We start from the raw sequence: 18,281 nt of genomic DNA on the forward strand, positions 1-18,281 counted from the left end.
AGTCGTGAGAACCAGGCACTCAGGGAAAGGTGCAGTGGTCCAGAGGGATGTCCACCGTAAAAATCGTCCCCGGACCGCTGGTCGCCCCGGCCGGCAGCGGCGGCAGGTCGAAGTCCTCCGGCAGGGGGCTGTCCACCCGGATGTCCCCCATGTGGTCCTTGACGATGCCGAAGGACACGGAAAGCCCGAGCCCCGTCCCCTTGCCCACGGACTTGGTGGTGAAGAAGGGGTCGAAGATCTTCTTGGCCGTCGTCTCGTCGATGCCCGAACCGCTGTCGGCCACCTCCAGCGTGACGATGCCCTTGGGCGTCTTGAGCTTGGTCCTGACCACGATGACGCCGCCGGACTCGGGCATGGCGTCCTTGGCGTTGGTCAGCAGATTGATCCAGATCTGCTTGAGCTTCTCGGGATCGCCGTAAATGATGGGAAAGCTGTCGTCCAGACGGGTCACGATGTCCACATGATCCAGGGCAAAGGAATGCCGGACCAGGGAAATGGCCTCCATGACGGAGTTGTTGAAGCACATCTCGCGCTTCTCGGATTCGCCCTGCCGGGAAAAGCCCAGGAGGTCGGCCACGATCTTGCGGCAGACCTTGGTCTGCTTCTCGATGATGGCCAGATCCTGGCTGAGCTGACTGTCGACGGGCGCGTCCTCCTTGAGGAGCTGGGCGTAGCCGAGGATGATCCCCAACGGCGTGTTGATCTCGTGGGCCACGCCCCCGGCCAGCTTGCCGATGGATTCCATCTTCTGGGCCTGGATCAGTTGCTGCTCGTACTCCTTGATGTCCGTGACGTCCCGGTCCATGCGCAAAAGCCCCACGATGCGGCCGGACTCGTCCTGGACCGGAATCTGGACCACATGGAACCACTTGACCCCGCCCAGAGCCTCCACCTTTTCCTGCCGGTCCACGCGGCCGCCCGTGAGCAGCACCTCGCGGCCTTCGAGGTTGCGGCGCTCGGCCTCGTCTTCGGGGAAGAGATGGAAGTCGTTCAGGCCCTGTATGTCCTCCACGCTCCTGCCCACGCTCTGGGCGAAGGCCCGGTTGCAGGTCTGGTAGATCATGCGCGTGTCCACCAGGGAGATGAGGTCCGGATTCATGTCCAGCACCGTGGACAGGAGCCGCTGCTGGTTGGTCAGGGTTTGCTCGGCCTGCCGCAGCCCGCGGATGTGGTCGCGCAGGGTGAAGGCCATGAAGTCGAGGGACTCGGCCAGGTCCTGGATCTCGTCGCCGACGGACTGCAGGAAAACCGGGCAGTCCCGGCAGCTGGCGGGCTTGGGGCCGAGCTTGCAGGCATGGCCGGCGCACTTGGTGTCGGGCACCAGCCAGCACCTGCGCACGAGGTCGTGGTGCGCCGGGCAGCTTTTTTCGTTGCAGCTCATGATCTCCCAGCAGAAATGCTCGCCGGGCAGGACGGAAAGATTGTCGAGGCTCCCGCCGACAAGTTCCTCGGCGTGGGAGCGCAAGCGCGCCAGCCGCCGCGTCACCGTGCGGGCGAAAACGCTGCCGAGAGCCATGGCGGCCAGCAGGACACCGCCGAACATGGTGGCCAGGGCGGAGATGAACTGCTTGGTGGTGGCGCTCAGGCGCGACTTGGACAGGCCTACGCGGACCGTGCCGATGCGCTCGCCCGAAACGAGGATGGGCGCGGCGAAGTCATAGATGAAAATCTCGCCGGTATCGATGAGCTGCACCCTGACCTTTTCTCCGCTCGCCACGACATTCGCCGCGATGAGCTCCACGGGGAACCCCTTGATGAAGGAATGGGTGACGACCCGGTCGTCCGCGTTCATGACGAAGGCGTAGACCACGTCCCCTGTCTCCCCGACCATGTTGCGCAGGGTCAGGTAGTCCTGCGACAGGAGCGGATTGACGGCCCTGGCCGCCAGGCTCTCGGCCAGGGCCGCGCCGCGCAGCTTGTTCTCCGCCACCAGGGCCGAGGACGTCATGCGTGCCACGACGGGCAGCAGGAAAACGGCCATGCCGAGGACAATGGCTATGATGCCCAGGTTCAGCTTGGTTTCGAATTTCAGGCGGGAAATGCGGCCCGTCATTGCGCATCCTCGTTCAGATGCAGGCGCGATATCAGGTCGCGGATGGGTTTGAAGTCCTCGTCGCGGGCGGGGATGATGTCGACCATGCCGGCAGCCGAGAGAATCTTCGCATGTTCATGATTACTGATCTGCAACCCCAGCATGGCCTTGGCGATCTTGTCCCTGGCGACCGGGTCGAACCCCTTGCGTGCGGAATAGACCCATCCCGGATAGGGCCGGCTTTCGGCCAGGACGCGTATCTGGTCCAGGTCGATTTTGTCCCGCACTACGTCCAGGGTCCCCTTGCGGATGGTGCCGACATCGTAGGCCCCCGCATACACGGCCAGCACGACCGCCTCCTGGCGGCCGCCGGAACCCGTGGCGAAGGAGACTTCGTGGAAATCCTGGCGGGTGATGCCGTGGTCGTAGAAAAGTCCCATGGGGTAGAGATAGCCGCCGGCGGAATTGGGGTCCACGGCGATGAGCCTCTTGCCCCGGCAATCCTCCAGGCGGTTGATGGCCGGGTTGTCCGCCCGCACGATGACCTGGCCCTGGAAGTCCGCGCCGGTGTCGGCCTCGACGATGCGGGCGAAGGCCTCCGACCCCAGACGAGCCAGGGAGATGTAGACAAAGGGATTGGTGAAGGAGATGTCGATCTCGCCCCGCTCGACCATCTTGATGTGCTCGGCGAAGGTGTTGGGGAATATCTGGCGCAGGGAAAGCCCGGTCTTGTGGCGCAGATATTCCAGCAGCCTGCGGTGACGTTCGAAGGAGACGGAATGGGAATACTGGGGCAGATAGGCGTACGTGATGGCTTCCGTCGTCCCGGGAGGGGCGACGCTCTCCACCCTCGACATGTCCACCTTGACCACGGGCTCGTCCTCCGAACACGCGAACAGGCAGGACAGGAGAAAAAAAAGGAGGAAACGCACGATCATGGACACTCCTGCACAGGTAAACCGGGCTGCGTCTGCAACCTTACTTCAAAGCCGGGCGACGAACAACCACAAGGTTTTCGCATCCCGCCTGCCGCGGCCTCGATGAATTTTTGCGCTATCGACGCCCGATGGTACGCGGCGGGGTCGAACTTTATGTTCAGCCTGCCTGGGAGCTTGATGCATGCACGCTGAAATTGTATCGCTATACGGCAAACTTCAACCTGAACCCCGGAAACAGCCATGCATGCGCATTCGGTCAGAAGACTCGCACAGATCGATTTCAACATCCCCGGCATCAAGAACGTCGGGATGGAACTCATGAAGCTTTTGAACGCTGCGGATCCCGACATGGATGCCATCGCCCGCACCATAGAGCTGGACCCGGCCCTCTTCGGCTCCGTCCTGGCCTGCGCGAACTCACCCCTCTTCTGCGGCGTCTCGGAGATCATCGATCTGCGCGTGGCCATCAACCGGCTGGGCCTGAAGGAGATCCGGCGCATCGTCTTCCACGTGGTCCTGGAGTCCGCCTTCCGCTCGGACAACGCCGACATCAACAAGCTCCTGCGGAACATCTGGGCCCAGAACCTGGCCGTTTCCCTGACCATGCAGCGGCTCGTTCCGGAATGCCCGCAGGTCGCGGCCCTGCCCGTCGAGATGGTGACCCTCATCTACCCCCTGGGGCTCATGCACGTCATCGGCATCCCCGTGCTGATCATCAACAGATACACGGCCTTCGCCAGATTCATCCGCGAGGACATGACCCGTCCCTTGCCCGAGATATACGAGCGGGAGCGGGAGCTTTTCGACGGCTTCGACCACTTCGAACTCGGCGCGGAGCTGGTCAAACGCTGGGCGTTCCCGGACTTCGTCCCGGAAGTGATCGCCACCTACAACCTGCCCGACCCGGCCCTGGACAAAGACACGCGCACGCTCCACTCCCTGCTGCGCCATGCCCGCCACCTCGCCCAGGAATGGGGCTACGCGGCCCTGCCCAGCGCCCCGGAGGGTTACTGGCTCCAAGGCAACGTCTTCGATCTCGGCCACGTCGACCTGCAGAAGCTCGCCCTGGACGTCAAAGAACAGATGGGCAGGATCGTGCAGATGTTTTCCTGATCGCGGATTGCAGCAGCAAAAGGCCGCCGCGTCCGATGAGGATGCGGCGGCCTTCGTGTTTTTCCGGCTTGGAAAGAGGGTTAGAACCGATAGGTCAGGCTCAGGCCGGCCATGTGGGCGTGGGAGTCCTCGCGGGCCAGGTCCACGATGCCTTCCCGGGGCGTCCTCGGCTCGTAATCGCGGTCCTTCATCCACAGGTAGCCGTAGGACACGTCCACAGTCCAGGCGTCCTGAAAGGTCCAGCCCGCGCCCAGGGTCACGATCTGGCGGTCCGTGCAGGGCACGGCGAAGTCCTCGTAGTCGTCGTTGACCGGGGACTGGTCGTAGACGTAGCCGGCGCGCAGGTCCACGGTATCCGTCAGGGCGTATTCGGCGCCGAATTCGAAGCGCCAGACATTGCTCCAGTTCTTGGGGGCGGAGACGTCGCCCAGGATCTCGTCATACTCAATGACCAGTTCCTTGTAGGCGCTCCAGTTCGTCCACACGGCGTCGAACTCCAGGCTCAGACGGTCCACGGGCTTAACCATGACGCCCATGGTCACGGACTCGGGCACGGGCTCGGTACCGGAAACGCCAATAGAGTCCTTGAGATGCGCCGTAGCGAGAGGGACGGCGCCCTTCTGACTGAATTCGGCCTCCCCATCGACCGTGAGCTGGATCTCGCTACGCCACAGGATGCCGAAAGCAAGCCAATCATAGGGGCGGTAGCGGGCCGCCAGGCTCATGCCATATCCCCATCCATCGGCCGAGATTTCCTGCTTGATATCCCCCGTGTTCGTTGCCGGGTTATACGAGCGGGGCGGGTATACGTCCGAAGTCATGTCATACCCAAAATCCAGATAGGTCATGTCCACGCCCACGGCCAGGGAGAAGGCGTCGGAGAACTTCATGGCCAGGTTGGGCGTGAAACTCACGGACTTGATGGCCGCGTAGGAGCAGCTGTAGCGGCCGGCCCAGGTGTCGGGGTCTTCGTAGTCCGTGCCCAGGCCCACGCGCGAGAACATGCCCATGCCGAACCAGTAGTTGTCCGAGAGCTGCCTAGTGTAATACATGGTCGGCAAGGGCCAGACGTGATCCTCGAAGTCCATGCTTTCAAGGCCGTCCTGATGGACGTCCATGGTTCCCGAAGGGGCCACGGCCGTGAAGCCGAGCTGGAACTGGTCGCCAGGCAGGTCCGTGATGGCCGCCGGGTTGTAGGCCACGGCCGACGGGTCGGCGTCCCTGGCCACCATGGCCCCGCCAAGGGCGTTGCCCCTGGCGCTCCATTCGTAGATTCCGTATCCCGCCGCCCATGCCTGCAACGGCATGAGCGCCAACGCCAAGCCCACGATCCATCTGCGCATCTCTTCTCCCCCTCTTGTGATTTTCCCGGTCGAAGTTGACAGGGCCCGGGGACTGTAGCAGGCAAAGATAAAACGTCAATGAATCACACCATAAAAATTATTCATATTTCATGAATACCACCCCAACCCGTTCATTCCCGGTGAATCCATGAACAGCTCCGATCTCGTCGCGTTCTATGCGCCCCGTCTGGAAAGCATGCCGGACCCGGCCCTGGTCATGAATCAGGACGGCGACGTGCTCTACGCCAACAGCACCCTGCGGGAAATGGGCAACACCCCGCTCGGCGCCCTTGCGCCCGGGAACATCACGGAGGAGCTTCGATCCATGGTCCGCGGCCGGGAACGTGAAGCCCCTGGCGACGACCGCCCGCCGGTGCGGGAATTCCGTCTGCGCGTGGTCCTGCCCGACGGTGCGGGCACGCGCCACGTGAACTGGAAGTGCGCGGCCGTTCCAACCAGCGACGGCATCACGATCCTGGCCTGGGGAACCTTCAGGTCCACGGGGCCGGGCCGGGAGATGGGCTTCACGGTCCTGCCCAGCGGCATCATCCAGGCCGCAAGCCCGGCCCTGTGCGCCGTCTGCGGCTATTCGCGCGACGAACTGGTCGGCCGCCCGGCGCGGCAGTTCTACTACACCGCCGCCTCGCGCCGGCGCATCGTCAACCAGCTCAACGAACGCAGCGAAGTGGAGAACGGCGCCGTAACCCTGCGCCGCAAGGACGGCTCGCCCCTGACCCTGTGGTACAGTGCCGAGGCCATCCGCGACGCCGAAGGCCGCATCCGCGCCTACAGCGGCTACTTCCAGGAGCGGCCCTTCCCGTTCTCGTCCAAGCTGGCCAGCGAGTTCACGCGCATCGTCGACGCCCTGCCCGACCTGGCCTGGGTCTGCGGCCGGGACCTGCGCATCGTGGCCGCCAACCAGGCCTACCTGCAGGCCTACGGCCGCGCCCGCCACGACGTCATCGACCGCACGGAGTACGATTTCCTGGAACCGCGCCAGGCCCGCTTCCCCATCGAGGCGGCCATCAAGGTCTTCGAGGAGAAGCAGGAGCTCCTCCACCCGGCCGTGCCCCACCTGACGGACCCGCGGGTCTGGTACCGGGTCATCCGCCGGCCCATTTTCGACGACGACCGCCAGGAGGTCATCGGGCTGCTGGGCATCGCCCAGGACATCTCGGCCAAGGTCCTGCAGGAGAACGCCTTCATGGAGCAACTGCGCGGCGGCGAGGGTGACGTGGTCGTGGTCACCGACGACCAGGGCCGCATCCTGCGCCGTTCGGCCCAGACCCTGAACCCGTCGATCTTCGGACGGCCCGAGGCCTTCGACGCCTACACCCTGGACATGCGCCCCGTGCTGGACCTGCTCCACGCCGAGGACCTGCCCAAGGTCCGCCAGGCCATGCACAACGCCCTGCGCGAACACCGCGAGCAGCATCTGGAATGCCGCATCCGCAACCAGGCTGGCGAGTACTCCACGGTTCTGACCCGCCTCGTGTTCAACGACACGTTCTACGGCGAGCCTCGCATGTACGCCGTGGTGCGGGACATCTCCGGACAGGTGGGCCTGCGCACGGCCCCGATGGTCATCGAGCGACTGCGGCAGGCCTCTGGCGCGCGCACGGACCGGGAGCTGGCGTCCTTCCTGAACGTCTCGGCCGCAGCCATCTCCAACGCCCGCAAGAGCGGACGCATCCCGCCGGACTGGCTCATCGACACGGGGCTGCGCACGGGCCGGTCCATCGACTGGCTTGTCTGCGGGACCCAGGCCCTTCCATGCTGAAGTCGAAAATCCCGCGGCCACGGCCTCATGGGAGCTGTTGTGCTCGGCGAGGGAGATGGATAGTATCGCGACTTTGAATCTGAACCCAGGGAGCGCAACTTCATGAAGCGACTGACCATATTCCTTTTCCTTCTGCTTGCCATCGGCTGCGCGGCGCGGCAGGCGCCTTCCACCGCCGCCCAGGACGAATGGCTGGCCCTGAACAGGACCTACATCGAACTCCACGCCCGCGGCGATTTCGACCAGGCCCTGGCCGTGGCCCTGCGCGAGATCGATCTGGCCCAGGGCTTCACGCCGCGCGACAACGCCGACATGGCCACGTCCCTCAACAACCTGGGCGTGGCCTACGCCGCCCTGGGCAGGTACGACGAGGCCGAATCACCGCTGCGCCGCTCCCTGGCCATGCGGGAGAAGGTCCTCGGCCCCGAACACCCCGAGGTTGCCACCACCCTTGGAAACCTCGGCGAACTCCTGGTCGCCAAGGACCGGGCCGCCGAGGCCGAGGAGATGTTCATCCGGGCCCTGAACATCCGCGAGAAGCGGTTCGGCGCCGAAGACAAGGACCTGGCAGAGTTGCTCAACAACCTCGGGGAACTCTACTTCCGCAAGAACCTGCTGGGCGAAGCCGAGAACATGCTCCGCCGGTCCCTGGCCATCCGTGAACGCCTCCTCGGACCTGAAGACCCGCAAGTGGCGCGAAACCTCGACAACCTGGCCGGCATCGAGCAGGCCCGCAGGCGCACCGACCAGGCCAGGCTGCTCCTGGAGCGCTCCCTGGCCATCAAGGAGAAGGCACTGGGACCCGGGCACCCCTGGCTGGTCAACACCCTGACCAACCTCGCCGAAGTGCTCACGGCCCAGGGCGATGCGGCGGGAGCCGAAGCGCCGGCGCGGCGTGCGGTCGACATCGCCTCCAAGGCCTACGGCGCCGACAATGTGCGCACGGCCGTGCCCCTGACCACCCTCGGCAACGTCCTGCGCGCCCAGGATCGCCTGACCGAGGCGCAGGAGGCCTACGAACGCGCCCTGAGCCTGCGCGAGGCCTCCCTGCCGCAGGATCACATCGACATCGCCATATCCCTTGGCAACCTGGCCTCCCTGGAGTATGCGCGGGGACGCTTCGCCGAAGCCGACGCGCTCTACGACCGGGCCCTGGGCATCAGCGAGGCGAGTCTCGGCCCGCAGCATCCCGACGTAGCCCAGCTCCTGTTCAATCTCGGCGTGGTCAATCGCCGCCTCGGCAACCTGCAGCGCGCCGAGGGCGCCCTCCTGCGCGCCCTGGAAGTTCGACAGGCTCTCTTCGGCCCCGAGGACCTTTCCGTGGCCCTGACCCTGGAAAGCCTGGCCATGACCATGACCGACGCGGGCCGCGAGGACGAGGCGGCCAGGTACTCACAGCAGGCCCAGGCCATACGGTCCAGGTTGCCCTGAGCCTTGTGAGAGGGAACCGGACCGCGCCTCTGCGCCCGGCATCCGGCGTTAGACGTCAGGCTTTTTTTTCGGTAGATTTTTCAAGTCGGCAGGCGACAGCGGGCAACCCCGCTGACCGCCATCACGCTACACTTCAAAGAGAGGGGCAGGTCAAACCTCAATGTTTGCGATCATAGGCCTTGTGGTTGTCATGGGATGCGTTGCGGGCGGCTACATCATGGCGCACGGAAACTTCAGCGTCCTGTGGCAGCCCGCGGAATTCGTCATCATTCTCGGTGCCGCCATCGGCACCTTCCTCGTCGCGTCGCCCATAAAGGTCATCAAGCTCACGCTGAAGGGCTTCGCCAGCGCCTTCAAGGCCAAATCCCCGGGCAAGGACGAATATCTCCAGCTGCTGCGGGCGCTCTACGACCTGCTGACCCTGGCCAAGCACGAAGGCATCATCGCCCTGGAAAGCCACGCCAACAAGCCCAAGGAAAGCAGCATCTTCACGCCCTACCCCTTTGTCGTCAAAAACCACCACGTCCTCGACTTCATCTGCGACAACGTGAAGACCTACGCCATGGCCGGCATGGAGCCCCATGAATTCGAATCCATCATGGACATCGACATGGAGGCCCACCACGAAGAGGAGATGATCGCGTCCGGCTCCATCAACAAGCTCGCCGACTCCATGCCTGCCCTGGGCATCGTGGCCTGCGTCCTGGGCGTCGTCATCACCATGGGGGCCCTGAGCGAACCGCCGGAGGTCCTGGGCGCGCACATCGGCGCGGCCCTGGTCGGCACGTTCTTCGGCATCCTGATGGCCTACGGATTCGTCGCGCCCTTCGCCACCAACGTCGAGCACCAGGTCCGCGACCAGCACACGCTCCTCAATGTGGCCAAGACCGCCATCATGTCCTTCGCCCTCGGCTGGGCTCCGGCCCTGGCCCTGGAGGCCGCCCGCCGGGCCGTGCCCAGCTCGGCCCGCCCCACCTTTGAAGAACTCGAAAGCGCCGTGCGCAAGAAGTAGCCATGGCCGAGAAAAAAGCGGTCATCATCAAGAAGGTCAAGAAAGGCGGTCACGGCGGTCACCACGGAGGCGCCTGGAAGATCGCCTACGCCGACCTGGTCACGGCCATGATGGCCTTCTTCCTGCTCATGTGGCTTCTGAACAACGTCAGCGAGGAAAAGAAGGAGCAGCTCTCCATTTATTTCAAGGAGTTCTCCGTCTTCGACGGCCCGCCGCCGTCCATGACCATGGGCGCCGGCGGCAAGAGTTCGAGCGAGACCGAACGCCTGGTCCCCATCATGATGGAAGGGACGGTGGGCATGTACAGCGAAGGCAAGTCCCAGGAGGAAATCCTCAAGGAGGCCATGGCCAAGGCCATCGAGGAAAAACTGAAGGAATACAAGGATGAGCTCATCGTCGACACCTTCGACAATGGCGTACGCATCCAGATGCTCTACGGCGAAGGGAACCCCTTCTTCGAGTCGGCCAGCTCCCAACTGACCGGAGACGCCCGCGAGGTGCTCAAGGTCATCGCCGAGACCGTGCGCGACATGCCCAACCATGTCGCAGTCGAGGGCCACACCGACGCCAAACCCCTGGGCGGGCCGAATTCACGCTACACCAACTGGGAACTCTCCACGGACAGAGCCTCTTCGGCCAGACTCATCCTGCAGGAGTACGGCATCGACCCCAAGCGCATGGTCCGCGTGGCCGGCTACGCCGCCACCCAGCCCCTGATCAGGGATAACCCCGAGGACCCTCGCAACCGGCGCGTCAGCATCCTGCTTTTCAACGACCCGACCCAGACGCCCGCCGACGCGCAGAACGCCAGCGGCCGGCCGCCCGACCCCATGAAGCTCAACCCCCTGCCCCAGCCCCCCGCCAACGGCGGCAGGCAGCTCTTCAAGGTCGCGCCGCTGCAGGACAACACCACGGAAGGCCTGGTCCTGCCCAGACGATAGGCGGAAAATCCATACCCCAAAAAGTGCAAAACCCCCGACAGCGAACTGCTGCCGGGGGTTTCTCATTTCATTCAGTCGGGTGCGGATCAGGATGCGCCGAGTCCGAAAACTCCGCGGCGCGAAGAAGCGGGGCGGGGCTGCGGAGCGGTCCGGCCTGACGCATCGGAGCGTTCCGCCGACTGGCGACGGCCCGAAGCAGCCGGGCGATCGGCCCTGACGCCGGCGTCGCGCCCGGCAGGTGCCGGACGGGAGGATCTGCCGGCTGGCGCACCCTGCCGCGGCGACGAGGACGGATTGCGGCGCGGAGTGCGCGGCGGCCTGGGCTCTTCGAAGGAGGAGTCGCTGCCCGCGGCGGAACGGTCGTAGGCGAATCCGTCCAGCTGCACCCGCGGCAACCGCTCGCCCAGAATGCGCTCGATGGCCCGAATCTGGATTTCATCCTCGGGCGAAACCAGCGTCACGGCCTGGCCGCTTCTGTCGGCGCGGCCGGTCCGCCCGATGCGGTGGGTGTAGTTCTCCGCCGTGTCGGGCACGTCGAAGTTGACCACGTGCGTCACGCGGGTGCAGTCGATGCCGCGGGCCGCGATGTCCGTGGCGACCATGATGCGGTAGCGGCCGGCGCGGAAGCCGTCCAGGGCCTCCTGGCGACGGTTCTGGGACAGGTTGCCCTGCAGCGAGGTGGCCGCCATGCCCTTCTGGTCGAGCTTGCGGGCCAGGCTCTTGGCGCGGTGCTTGGTTCGGGTGAAGACAAGCACGCAGTCGTAGTTCTCCGCGCCGAGATAGGCCTCAAGCAGGGCCATCTTCTGGGCTGGCTGGACGGGATAGACGCTGTGCCGGATCTTTTCCGGCGGGGCCGTGTTGGCCACCTGCACCACGGCGGGCTGCACCAGGATCTGGTCGGCGATCTTGCGGATCTCAGGGGGCATGGTGGCGGAAAAGAGCAGGTTCTGGCGCTTGGCCGGCAGCTTGGCCATGATGCGGCGCAGATCGGGCAGGAAGCCCATGTCGAACATGCGGTCGGCCTCGTCCAGGACCAGTGCGTCCACGTGGGACAGGTCGATGAGGCCGCGGTTCAGCAGGTCGAGCAGACGCCCGGGGCAGGCCACCAGGATGCTGGACTGGGAGGCCGCCTTGATCTGGGGCGTCTCGCCCACCCCTCCGAAGACCGCGGCGCTGCGGATGCCCGTCTGCTTGCCCAGGGCGATGAACGTCTCGTGAATCTGCAGAGCCAGTTCGCGGGTCGGGGCCAGAACGAGAACGCGCACCGGGCCGCGTTGCGGGACCGAAGCCTCGATCATGCGCTGCAGCAGAGGCAGGGCGAAGGCCGCCGTCTTGCCGGTGCCGGTCTGGGCCAGGCCGAGGACGTCGCGGCCCTCGAGCACCGATGGGATGGCCTGAACCTGGATGGGGGTAGGAGAAACATAGCCGCAGTCACGGATGCCGGCGTGCAGACGCCGGTCGAGGGAAAAAGAGGAAAAATCCACAAAAGATCCTGTGGTTGGAGGAAAATCGACGACTGGCGTGATGAGCAATCGAAGGCCGGGCGTACCGGATGGACGGAATAATCTCCAAGACGAGACGATGACGGGCCGCAGGCGGAAATGTTCCGCAGGGCTTCAAGGCGCAAGTCTGCACACGCGAGAGATGTGACCCATAAGCGCACCGGGGGCGAATTGCAAAGAAAATCGCGGCCGGGCAAGAAAAAAGGCTGCACCGTAACCGATGCAGCCTGATCTTTCGTGGTGGGCCAACAAGGAATCGAACCTTGAACCTGCTGATTAAGAGTCAGATGCTCTACCAATTGAGCTATTGGCCCGCGCAAACGGAAGGCCTAAGTAGACAGGAGGGGCTGGATTGTCAAACGAAAAAATGCATCCCCGCAATAAATTTTCTCGTGCCCGCATCCGGCCGGATCCCGTCGTCTCGGGGCGCTTCGACTGCGGGCGGCTTCTCGATTCCCGACTACGCGCGCCCCAGCTTGACCAACAGCGTGGCCAGGGGGATGTTCTGCTGCAGCGGGTTGGTGGCGATGGCCGTGATGTTTGCGGAGACGACCGGGTCGTCCTTGCCGAAATCTGGATTGACGCTCAAGATTTCGAGAATGTAGTCGCTTGCCCGCTTGGACGTGTGCCTCTGCCTGATCATTTTCCGGTCCCCGTATGCCGTGTGGTGACAGATGGCGGCGTTGTACAGGGCCGTCGACCAGAACCCGACGTCCATCTTGGCGCCCCGCTTCTCCTCGCGCACCGCCAGGAGCGAATAGATGCCGCACGCCCCGTCCGGGTCGCCCAGCCTGTTCATCCGGAAATAGGCGACTTCGCTCAGGAGCGTCTTGTCCACGTTGCCGTTGCGCAGCAAAAGCGTCGCATACTCCCTGGACATGTCGAGGGACTCGTTGTCGACGCATGTGTTGGCGATCTCGAAAATCACGCCGGACGTACGCTCCTCGGACGTGATCTTGCGCGCCGCGCTGATGGACTTGGCGAAGAACTCCCTGGCTTCCTCCCCCCTGTTCTGTGCAAGGCACAACTCGCCGATCCTGATGAAATTCGTGTAGTCGAGGGTGTTGATCTGCGCGAACTTCTTGAGCCAGAAAATCTCTCCCCGGGTCCTCTTGGTCGCCGCGCAGAGCTTGGCCAGGCTGGCGTAGGCCTGGAAGCTCAACTGCTCGTCCCTGAAGCCACGAATGTAGTACCGCCCGGCGTTCCTGTGTTCGCCCAGCGCAAGCTGAACGTCTCCGCAATACAGCAGGGATTGGTGCGTATGCTCGTATTCGGCCTCGATTTTCCGGCAGATGGCCTGCGCCCTGGCCAGTTCGCCCTTCTCCAGGCACTCGCGCCCGGCTTCGACCAGCCGCTCCAGAACCGTCGGTTCGGCGAACACGGACACGACCCTGGCCTTGAGATCCTTGGGCATGAACGGCTTGACCAGCACGGCCCTTGCCCCGCGGGCGTAGAGCAGGCTGATGAGCCCCTGGTAGGCCTTGTCGACGATGGCCACGACCTTGAGGCGCTCCCGGTACTGGTCGTAGAGGGTGTCGAGCAGATGGAAATAGGACGGGCTGTTTTCGTTGTTGAAGTCCATGATCAGCAGCAGTTCCCTGGCATCCGCCAGGAAGCTCAGGAAACTCTTCTGAACTTTGGGTTCCCTGAAATCATCCGAGGCGATGTGGACGAGCGGGGTCAGCCCGAGTTCCGCCGTGATGCCGGTAATGGACTTGCGGATACCCATCTCGCGGCAGAGGATGCATATCCTGCCGTTGTTGCCGATGAATGTCGCCAGTGTGAAATGATGCTCCGGTGCCATGCCGCCCTCAGAATCGTTTTTCCTTGTGAAACATATTTTCCCCATCAAGCCAAGCGCAACCAGGCCACGCCTCACTGCGGGCATCTGTCGAAACAATGCGCGGTAAACACGCATCAGGCCGGGCGCTCGCCTCGCCTGCCCGCAGATTCCGGGCGCAACCGGGTGCCGCGGTGGACACCCGGCCGGTTACCGTCTATACAATAAACCTGAACGACGTCATGCTTGCGGCCCGTGCGTCATGGACACGGGCCATCATCGAACCGATTCGCCCCATACGGAACATACCCAAGAACATTTTCAGGATACCCACATGTCATTCGACCATCTCGGCCTGCGCCCCGAACTGCTCAAGGCCGTCAGCAAGAAGGGCTATGAGGCCCCCACCGAAATCCAGGCCAGGGCCATCCCCGTCATCCTCGGCGGACGCGACATCCTGGCCAGGGCCCAGACCGGCACGGGCAAGACCGACGCCTTCGCCCTGCCCATCGTCGAAGTCCTGAGCGGCAGCCACGGCAACGGCCACCACCCCCGCGCCCTGGTCCTCACACCCACCCGCGAACTGGCCCTGCAGGTCGGCGAAAGCATCAAGGCCTACGCGCGCAAGGTCGGTCTACGGTGCACCGTGGCCTTCGGCGGCGTACGCATCGAACCGCAGATCGAACGCCTGCAGCGCGGCATCGACATCCTCGTGGCCACGCCCGGCCGCCTGCTGGACCTGGCGGAACAGGGCTTCCTCAACCTGGCGCTCATCGAGTTCCTCGTCTTCGACGAAGCCGACCGCATGCTCGACCTGGGCTTTTCCCGCGAGATCGGCCAGATTCTCGAACTCCTGCCCGAAGACCGCCGGACCATGCTCTTCTCGGCCACCTACTCGCCGCAGATCAGGACCCTGGCCGCGCGCATGCTGAAGAACCCGGAGAACGTGGAGATCACCCCCGAGGTCATCACGGCCGAGGCCGTGACCCAGAAAATCCATTTCGTGGAACGCGACAACAAGCTCCCGCTGCTCCTCCATCTCATCGACAGGCAAAAGGGGAACCGCATCCTGGTCTTCGCCCGCACCCGCACCTGGGCCAACCGGCTGACCGACAAGATCGCGGCCCACGGCGTGAACGTCGCGGCCCTGCACGGCAGCAAGAGCCAATCCCTGCGCAAGCGTACCCTGGAGGAGTTCAAGGCCGGCGAGATCCACGTCCTCGTGGCCACGGACGTGGCGGCCCGCGGCCTGGACATCTCGAACCTCCCGCTGGTGGTCAACTACGACATGCCCGGCTTCCCCGAGGAGTACATCCACCGCATCGGCCGCACGGGCCGGGCCGGGCACAGCGGCGTGGCCGTGTCCCTGGTCTGTCCCGAGGAGCACGACCTGCTGGCGGCCATCGAAAAGGCCCTGGGCCGCAAGATCCCGGTGGAGGCGGTCAAGGGCTACACCCAGGACAGCGACATCCCCGACGGCGTGCTCTACCGCCCCGGCAACCCGGTCAGCGAGAAAAAGGCGCCCAAGGCCATCAAGGCCCTGGTGGCCGACAAGAAGGGCGCGAAGCTGCCGGTCCGCGGCAAAGGGCCCAAGCCCGCAGGTGATGGCCCAACGCGCACGAAATCCGATTCCGGCAGGTCCGGAAAACCCGGCGACACCGTCGGGGGCAAGGTCCGCAGCCCCAAGGTCGGACGCAGCGACGAACGCGGCGGCAAGCCCAAGGCCGGCGGCACTGGCGGGAAACCCGCCCGCCCCGCTTCCCGTCCGGCAAAACCGGCAAAGCCAGGCCGCGGCAGGACGGGACGCTGACCTGTCCCGCGACGCCGCGCGCTCCGCTGCCGGCCTCTCGCCACGGTCGGCAGCAACCACGCAACCAGGAGGAACCGACATGAGTCGCCCCAGAATCTTCGTCACCCGCCGCATACCCGAGGCCGGACTGACCCGGCTCCGCGCCAGCTTCGAGGTCGTCGTCAACCCTGATGACCGGCCCCTTACCACGGAGGAGCTGCACCGCGGTATCGCCGACGCCGACGCCGTCATCGGCCTCCTGACCGACAGGATCGACGCGGCCTTCTTCGACGCCGCGCCGAACCTCAAGGGCTACGCGAACTACGCCGTGGGCTACGACAACATCGACGTGGCCGAGGCCACGCGCCGCGGCATCCCCGTGTCCAACACCCCCGACGTCCTGACCATGGCCACGGCCGAGCTGGCCTGGGCCCTGCTCTTCGCCGTGGCCCGCCGCGTTGTCGAGACCGACGCCGTCATGCGCTCGGGCGCCTGGACGGGCTGGGGGCCCCTGCAGTTCATCGGCGCCGACGTCAGCGGCCGGACGCTCGGAATCGTCGGCGCGGGGCGCATCGGCACGGCCATGGCTCGCATGTCCGCGGGCTTTAACATGCGCGTCCTCTACACCAGCTCGTCGAGCCGCAACGAGGAACTGGAGCGCGACCTCGGCGCCCGCAGGGTGGAGTTCGACGAACTTCTGCGCGAATCTGACTTCATCTCCATCCACACCCCCCTGCGGCCGTCCACGCGCCACCTCTTCAACGCCGACGCCTTCCGCCGGATGAAGAACAGGGCCATCCTCATCAACACCGGCCGCGGCCCCGTGATCAGGGAGGACGACCTCGTGGCCGCCTTGCACGCCGGGGAAATCGGCGGCGCGGGCCTCGACGTGTATGAAATGGAACCGCGCATGGCCGAGGGGCTCAAGGACTGCCCCAACACCGTCCTGCTGCCCCACATCGGCTCGGCCACGCACTCGACCCGCGACAACATGGCACTGCTGGCGGCCGAGAACATCGAGGCCATGCTCGCCGGGACCAGACCACCGACCATCCTGAACCCGGAGGTCCTGAAGTGACGCAGGCCAGGGAGAATACCGCCATGACCGATCCCCTTCTCCACGCCGAGCGGATCTTCCGCGCCGGCCTCGACCGCGTCGACCCCCTGAAGATGATGGAGCGCGTGCTGTCCCTGGACGGAGACACCCTGCGCGTCGCCACGGAATCGCAATCCTTCGAGTACGACCTTGCCCGCTACCGGCGCATCCTCGTCCTCGGCGCGGGCAAGGCCTCGGCCCGCATGGCCCTGGGGCTCGAAAGGCTTCTGGGCGAGCGCATCGCCGACGGCATCGTGGCCGTAAAGGAAGGCCACCTCGAACTCCTGGACCGCATCCGCCTCGTGGAGGCCTCCCACCCCGTGCCCGACGAGCGCAGCGCCGCCGCGGCCGAATCGGTCCTGGACCTGGCCCGCACCGCCGAGCCCGGCGACCTCGTCTTCGTCCTCGTCTCGGGCGGGGGCTCGGCCATCCTCGCCGCCCCCTGGAGCGAAAACGGCCGCAGCCTGACCCTGGAGGACAAGCAGGCCGTGACCAAGTCCCTGCTGGCCTGCGGCGCGACCATCCAGGAGATCAACTGCGTGCGCAAGAAGCTCTCGAACATCAAGGGTGGACGCCTGGCCCGGGCCCTGGCGCGGGCCGAGTTCCTGAGCCTCATCCTGTCCGACGTCATCGGCGACGACCTTGACGCCATCGCCAGCGGCCTGACCGTGCCCGACGGGACCACCTGCTCCGAGGCAAACGGCATCATCGAACGCTACGGCCTGGCGGGCAAGCTCCCGCCCGCAGCCGAATCCCTGCTGCGCGACGTCGCCCTGGGCGTCATCGCGGACACGCCCAAGGCCGACGACCCGGCCTTCGCCAACTCGCGCACCGTGCTCATCGGCACCAACCACCAGGCCCTGCTGGCCGCCCGCGAGATGGCCCGCAAGCTCGGCTACAATACCCTGCTCCTGACGTCGCACCTGACCGGCGAGGCGAGAGAAATGGCCCACCTCTTCCTGGGCATCGCCAAGGACATCACCGCCCACGGACTGCCCGTGGAGCGCCCGGCCTGCGTCATCGCCGGCGGCGAAACCACCGTCACCCTGCGCGGCGGCGGCAAGGGCGGCCGCAACCAGGAAATGGCCCTGGCCTACCTGGCGGCCTACGCCCGCTCGCCCAAGGACGCAGGCGCCGCTGTCTTCCTGGCCGCCTCCACCGACGGCAGCGACGGCCCCACCGACGCCACCGGCGCCTTCGCCTCCCCGGCCATCCTGGAACACGGCCGCGACCTGGGCCTGGAACCGTCCCATTTCCTGGCCGACAACGACGCCTACCACTACTTCGAACAGCTGGGGCAGCTGCTGAAGACCGGGCCGACGAATACGAATGTGTGTGATATCAAGGTGCTGCTGGTGCCTTAGGGGGATGGACGAGAGGACGAGATGGACTTTATGGACCAGATGGACTGACACGGACTGATACGGACAAAAGGCACGCCACTCTCATGGTCCGTGCCTGTCCGTGAAAGTCCGTGTTCGTCCATAAAGTCCATCTCGTCCATTCAGTCCACCCAGCCCCAGC

Annotated in this window: 13 protein-coding genes and 1 tRNA gene; 8 read left to right on the forward strand and 6 right to left on the reverse strand. The window is 65.1% G+C overall.

Annotated features, from left to right (window positions below; translation table 11 throughout):
• Window positions 1-19: 19 nt before the first annotated feature.
• Together ACYQ3G_RS13505 and ACYQ3G_RS13510 are read right to left on the reverse strand one after the other, a co-directional pair.
• Window positions 20-2,053, reverse strand: coding sequence for an ATP-binding protein (locus ACYQ3G_RS13505; RefSeq protein ID WP_459826434.1), 2,034 nt, complete (start codon window positions 2,051-2,053; stop codon window positions 20-22).
• A complete protein-coding gene (locus ACYQ3G_RS13510; protein WP_459826436.1) occupies window positions 2,050-2,970 on the reverse strand; it encodes a phosphate/phosphite/phosphonate ABC transporter substrate-binding protein in 921 nt (306 codons plus the stop codon). The genes ACYQ3G_RS13505 and ACYQ3G_RS13510 overlap by 4 nt, the downstream gene beginning before the upstream one ends.
• A 240-nt stretch (window positions 2,971-3,210) precedes the next feature.
• Between ACYQ3G_RS13510 and ACYQ3G_RS13515 the strand changes: the two genes are divergently transcribed.
• Complete coding sequence (locus ACYQ3G_RS13515; RefSeq protein ID WP_028575920.1) at window positions 3,211-4,083, forward strand: HDOD domain-containing protein; 873 nt, start codon at window positions 3,211-3,213, stop codon at window positions 4,081-4,083.
• Window positions 4,084-4,163: 80 nt separating this feature from the next.
• On the opposite strand, the gene ACYQ3G_RS13520 is transcribed toward ACYQ3G_RS13515, so the two are convergent.
• Window positions 4,164-5,426 (reverse strand): OmpP1/FadL family transporter, encoded by a 1,263-nt coding sequence (locus ACYQ3G_RS13520; RefSeq protein WP_459826439.1) that lies wholly within the window; start codon window positions 5,424-5,426, stop codon window positions 4,164-4,166.
• 148 nt (window positions 5,427-5,574) lie between these two features.
• On the opposite strand from ACYQ3G_RS13520, the gene ACYQ3G_RS13525 reads away from it, so the two are divergent.
• From ACYQ3G_RS13525 to ACYQ3G_RS13540, 4 genes are all read left to right on the forward strand, one after another.
• A complete protein-coding gene (locus ACYQ3G_RS13525) occupies window positions 5,575-7,206 on the forward strand; it encodes a PAS domain S-box protein (protein ID WP_459826441.1) in 1,632 nt (543 codons plus the stop codon).
• A gap of 102 nt (window positions 7,207-7,308) precedes the next feature.
• Window positions 7,309-8,637: a tetratricopeptide repeat protein gene (locus tag ACYQ3G_RS13530; protein ID WP_459826443.1), complete on the forward strand. Its 1,329-nt coding sequence runs from the start codon at window positions 7,309-7,311 to the stop codon at window positions 8,635-8,637.
• A gap of 160 nt (window positions 8,638-8,797) precedes the next feature.
• A complete protein-coding gene (gene motA / locus ACYQ3G_RS13535; protein WP_459826445.1) occupies window positions 8,798-9,649 on the forward strand; it encodes a flagellar motor stator protein MotA in 852 nt (283 codons plus the stop codon).
• Window positions 9,650-9,651: 2 nt separating this feature from the next.
• On the forward strand, window positions 9,652-10,590 hold the full coding sequence (locus ACYQ3G_RS13540; RefSeq protein WP_459826448.1) for a flagellar motor protein MotB: 939 nt from the start codon (window positions 9,652-9,654) through the stop codon (window positions 10,588-10,590).
• Between the two features lie 86 nt (window positions 10,591-10,676).
• Here the strand turns inward: ACYQ3G_RS13540 and ACYQ3G_RS13545 are convergent, their stop codons facing one another.
• The 3 genes from ACYQ3G_RS13545 to ACYQ3G_RS13555 form a co-directional block, all read right to left on the reverse strand.
• The gene (locus tag ACYQ3G_RS13545) at window positions 10,677-12,074 is read right to left on the reverse strand and encodes a DEAD/DEAH box helicase (protein WP_459826450.1); all 1,398 of its coding nucleotides are present in this window, start codon (window positions 12,072-12,074) and stop codon (window positions 10,677-10,679) included.
• 256 nt (window positions 12,075-12,330) lie between these two features.
• Window positions 12,331-12,406 (reverse strand) — tRNA-Lys (locus tag ACYQ3G_RS13550).
• A 146-nt stretch (window positions 12,407-12,552) separates the two neighbouring features.
• Window positions 12,553-13,896, reverse strand: a complete 1,344-nt coding sequence (locus ACYQ3G_RS13555) for a hypothetical protein (protein WP_459826452.1) — start codon at window positions 13,894-13,896, stop codon at window positions 12,553-12,555.
• Window positions 13,897-14,206: 310 nt separating this feature from the next.
• Between ACYQ3G_RS13555 and ACYQ3G_RS13560 the strand changes: the two genes are divergently transcribed.
• The 3 genes from ACYQ3G_RS13560 to ACYQ3G_RS13570 all read left to right on the forward strand — a co-directional run bounded on the left by ACYQ3G_RS13560 (window position 14,207) and on the right by ACYQ3G_RS13570 (window position 18,121).
• On the forward strand, window positions 14,207-15,682 hold the full coding sequence (locus ACYQ3G_RS13560) for a DEAD/DEAH box helicase (RefSeq protein ID WP_459826454.1): 1,476 nt from the start codon (window positions 14,207-14,209) through the stop codon (window positions 15,680-15,682).
• Between the two features lie 79 nt (window positions 15,683-15,761).
• On the forward strand, window positions 15,762-16,739 hold the full coding sequence (locus tag ACYQ3G_RS13565) for a 2-hydroxyacid dehydrogenase (protein ID WP_459826456.1): 978 nt from the start codon (window positions 15,762-15,764) through the stop codon (window positions 16,737-16,739).
• A 23-nt stretch (window positions 16,740-16,762) separates the two neighbouring features.
• The gene (locus tag ACYQ3G_RS13570; protein ID WP_459826458.1) at window positions 16,763-18,121 is read left to right on the forward strand and encodes a glycerate kinase type-2 family protein; all 1,359 of its coding nucleotides are present in this window, start codon (window positions 16,763-16,765) and stop codon (window positions 18,119-18,121) included.
• Window positions 18,122-18,281 lie beyond the last annotated feature (160 nt).

Source organism: Desulfomicrobium salsuginis (assembly GCF_054657795.1).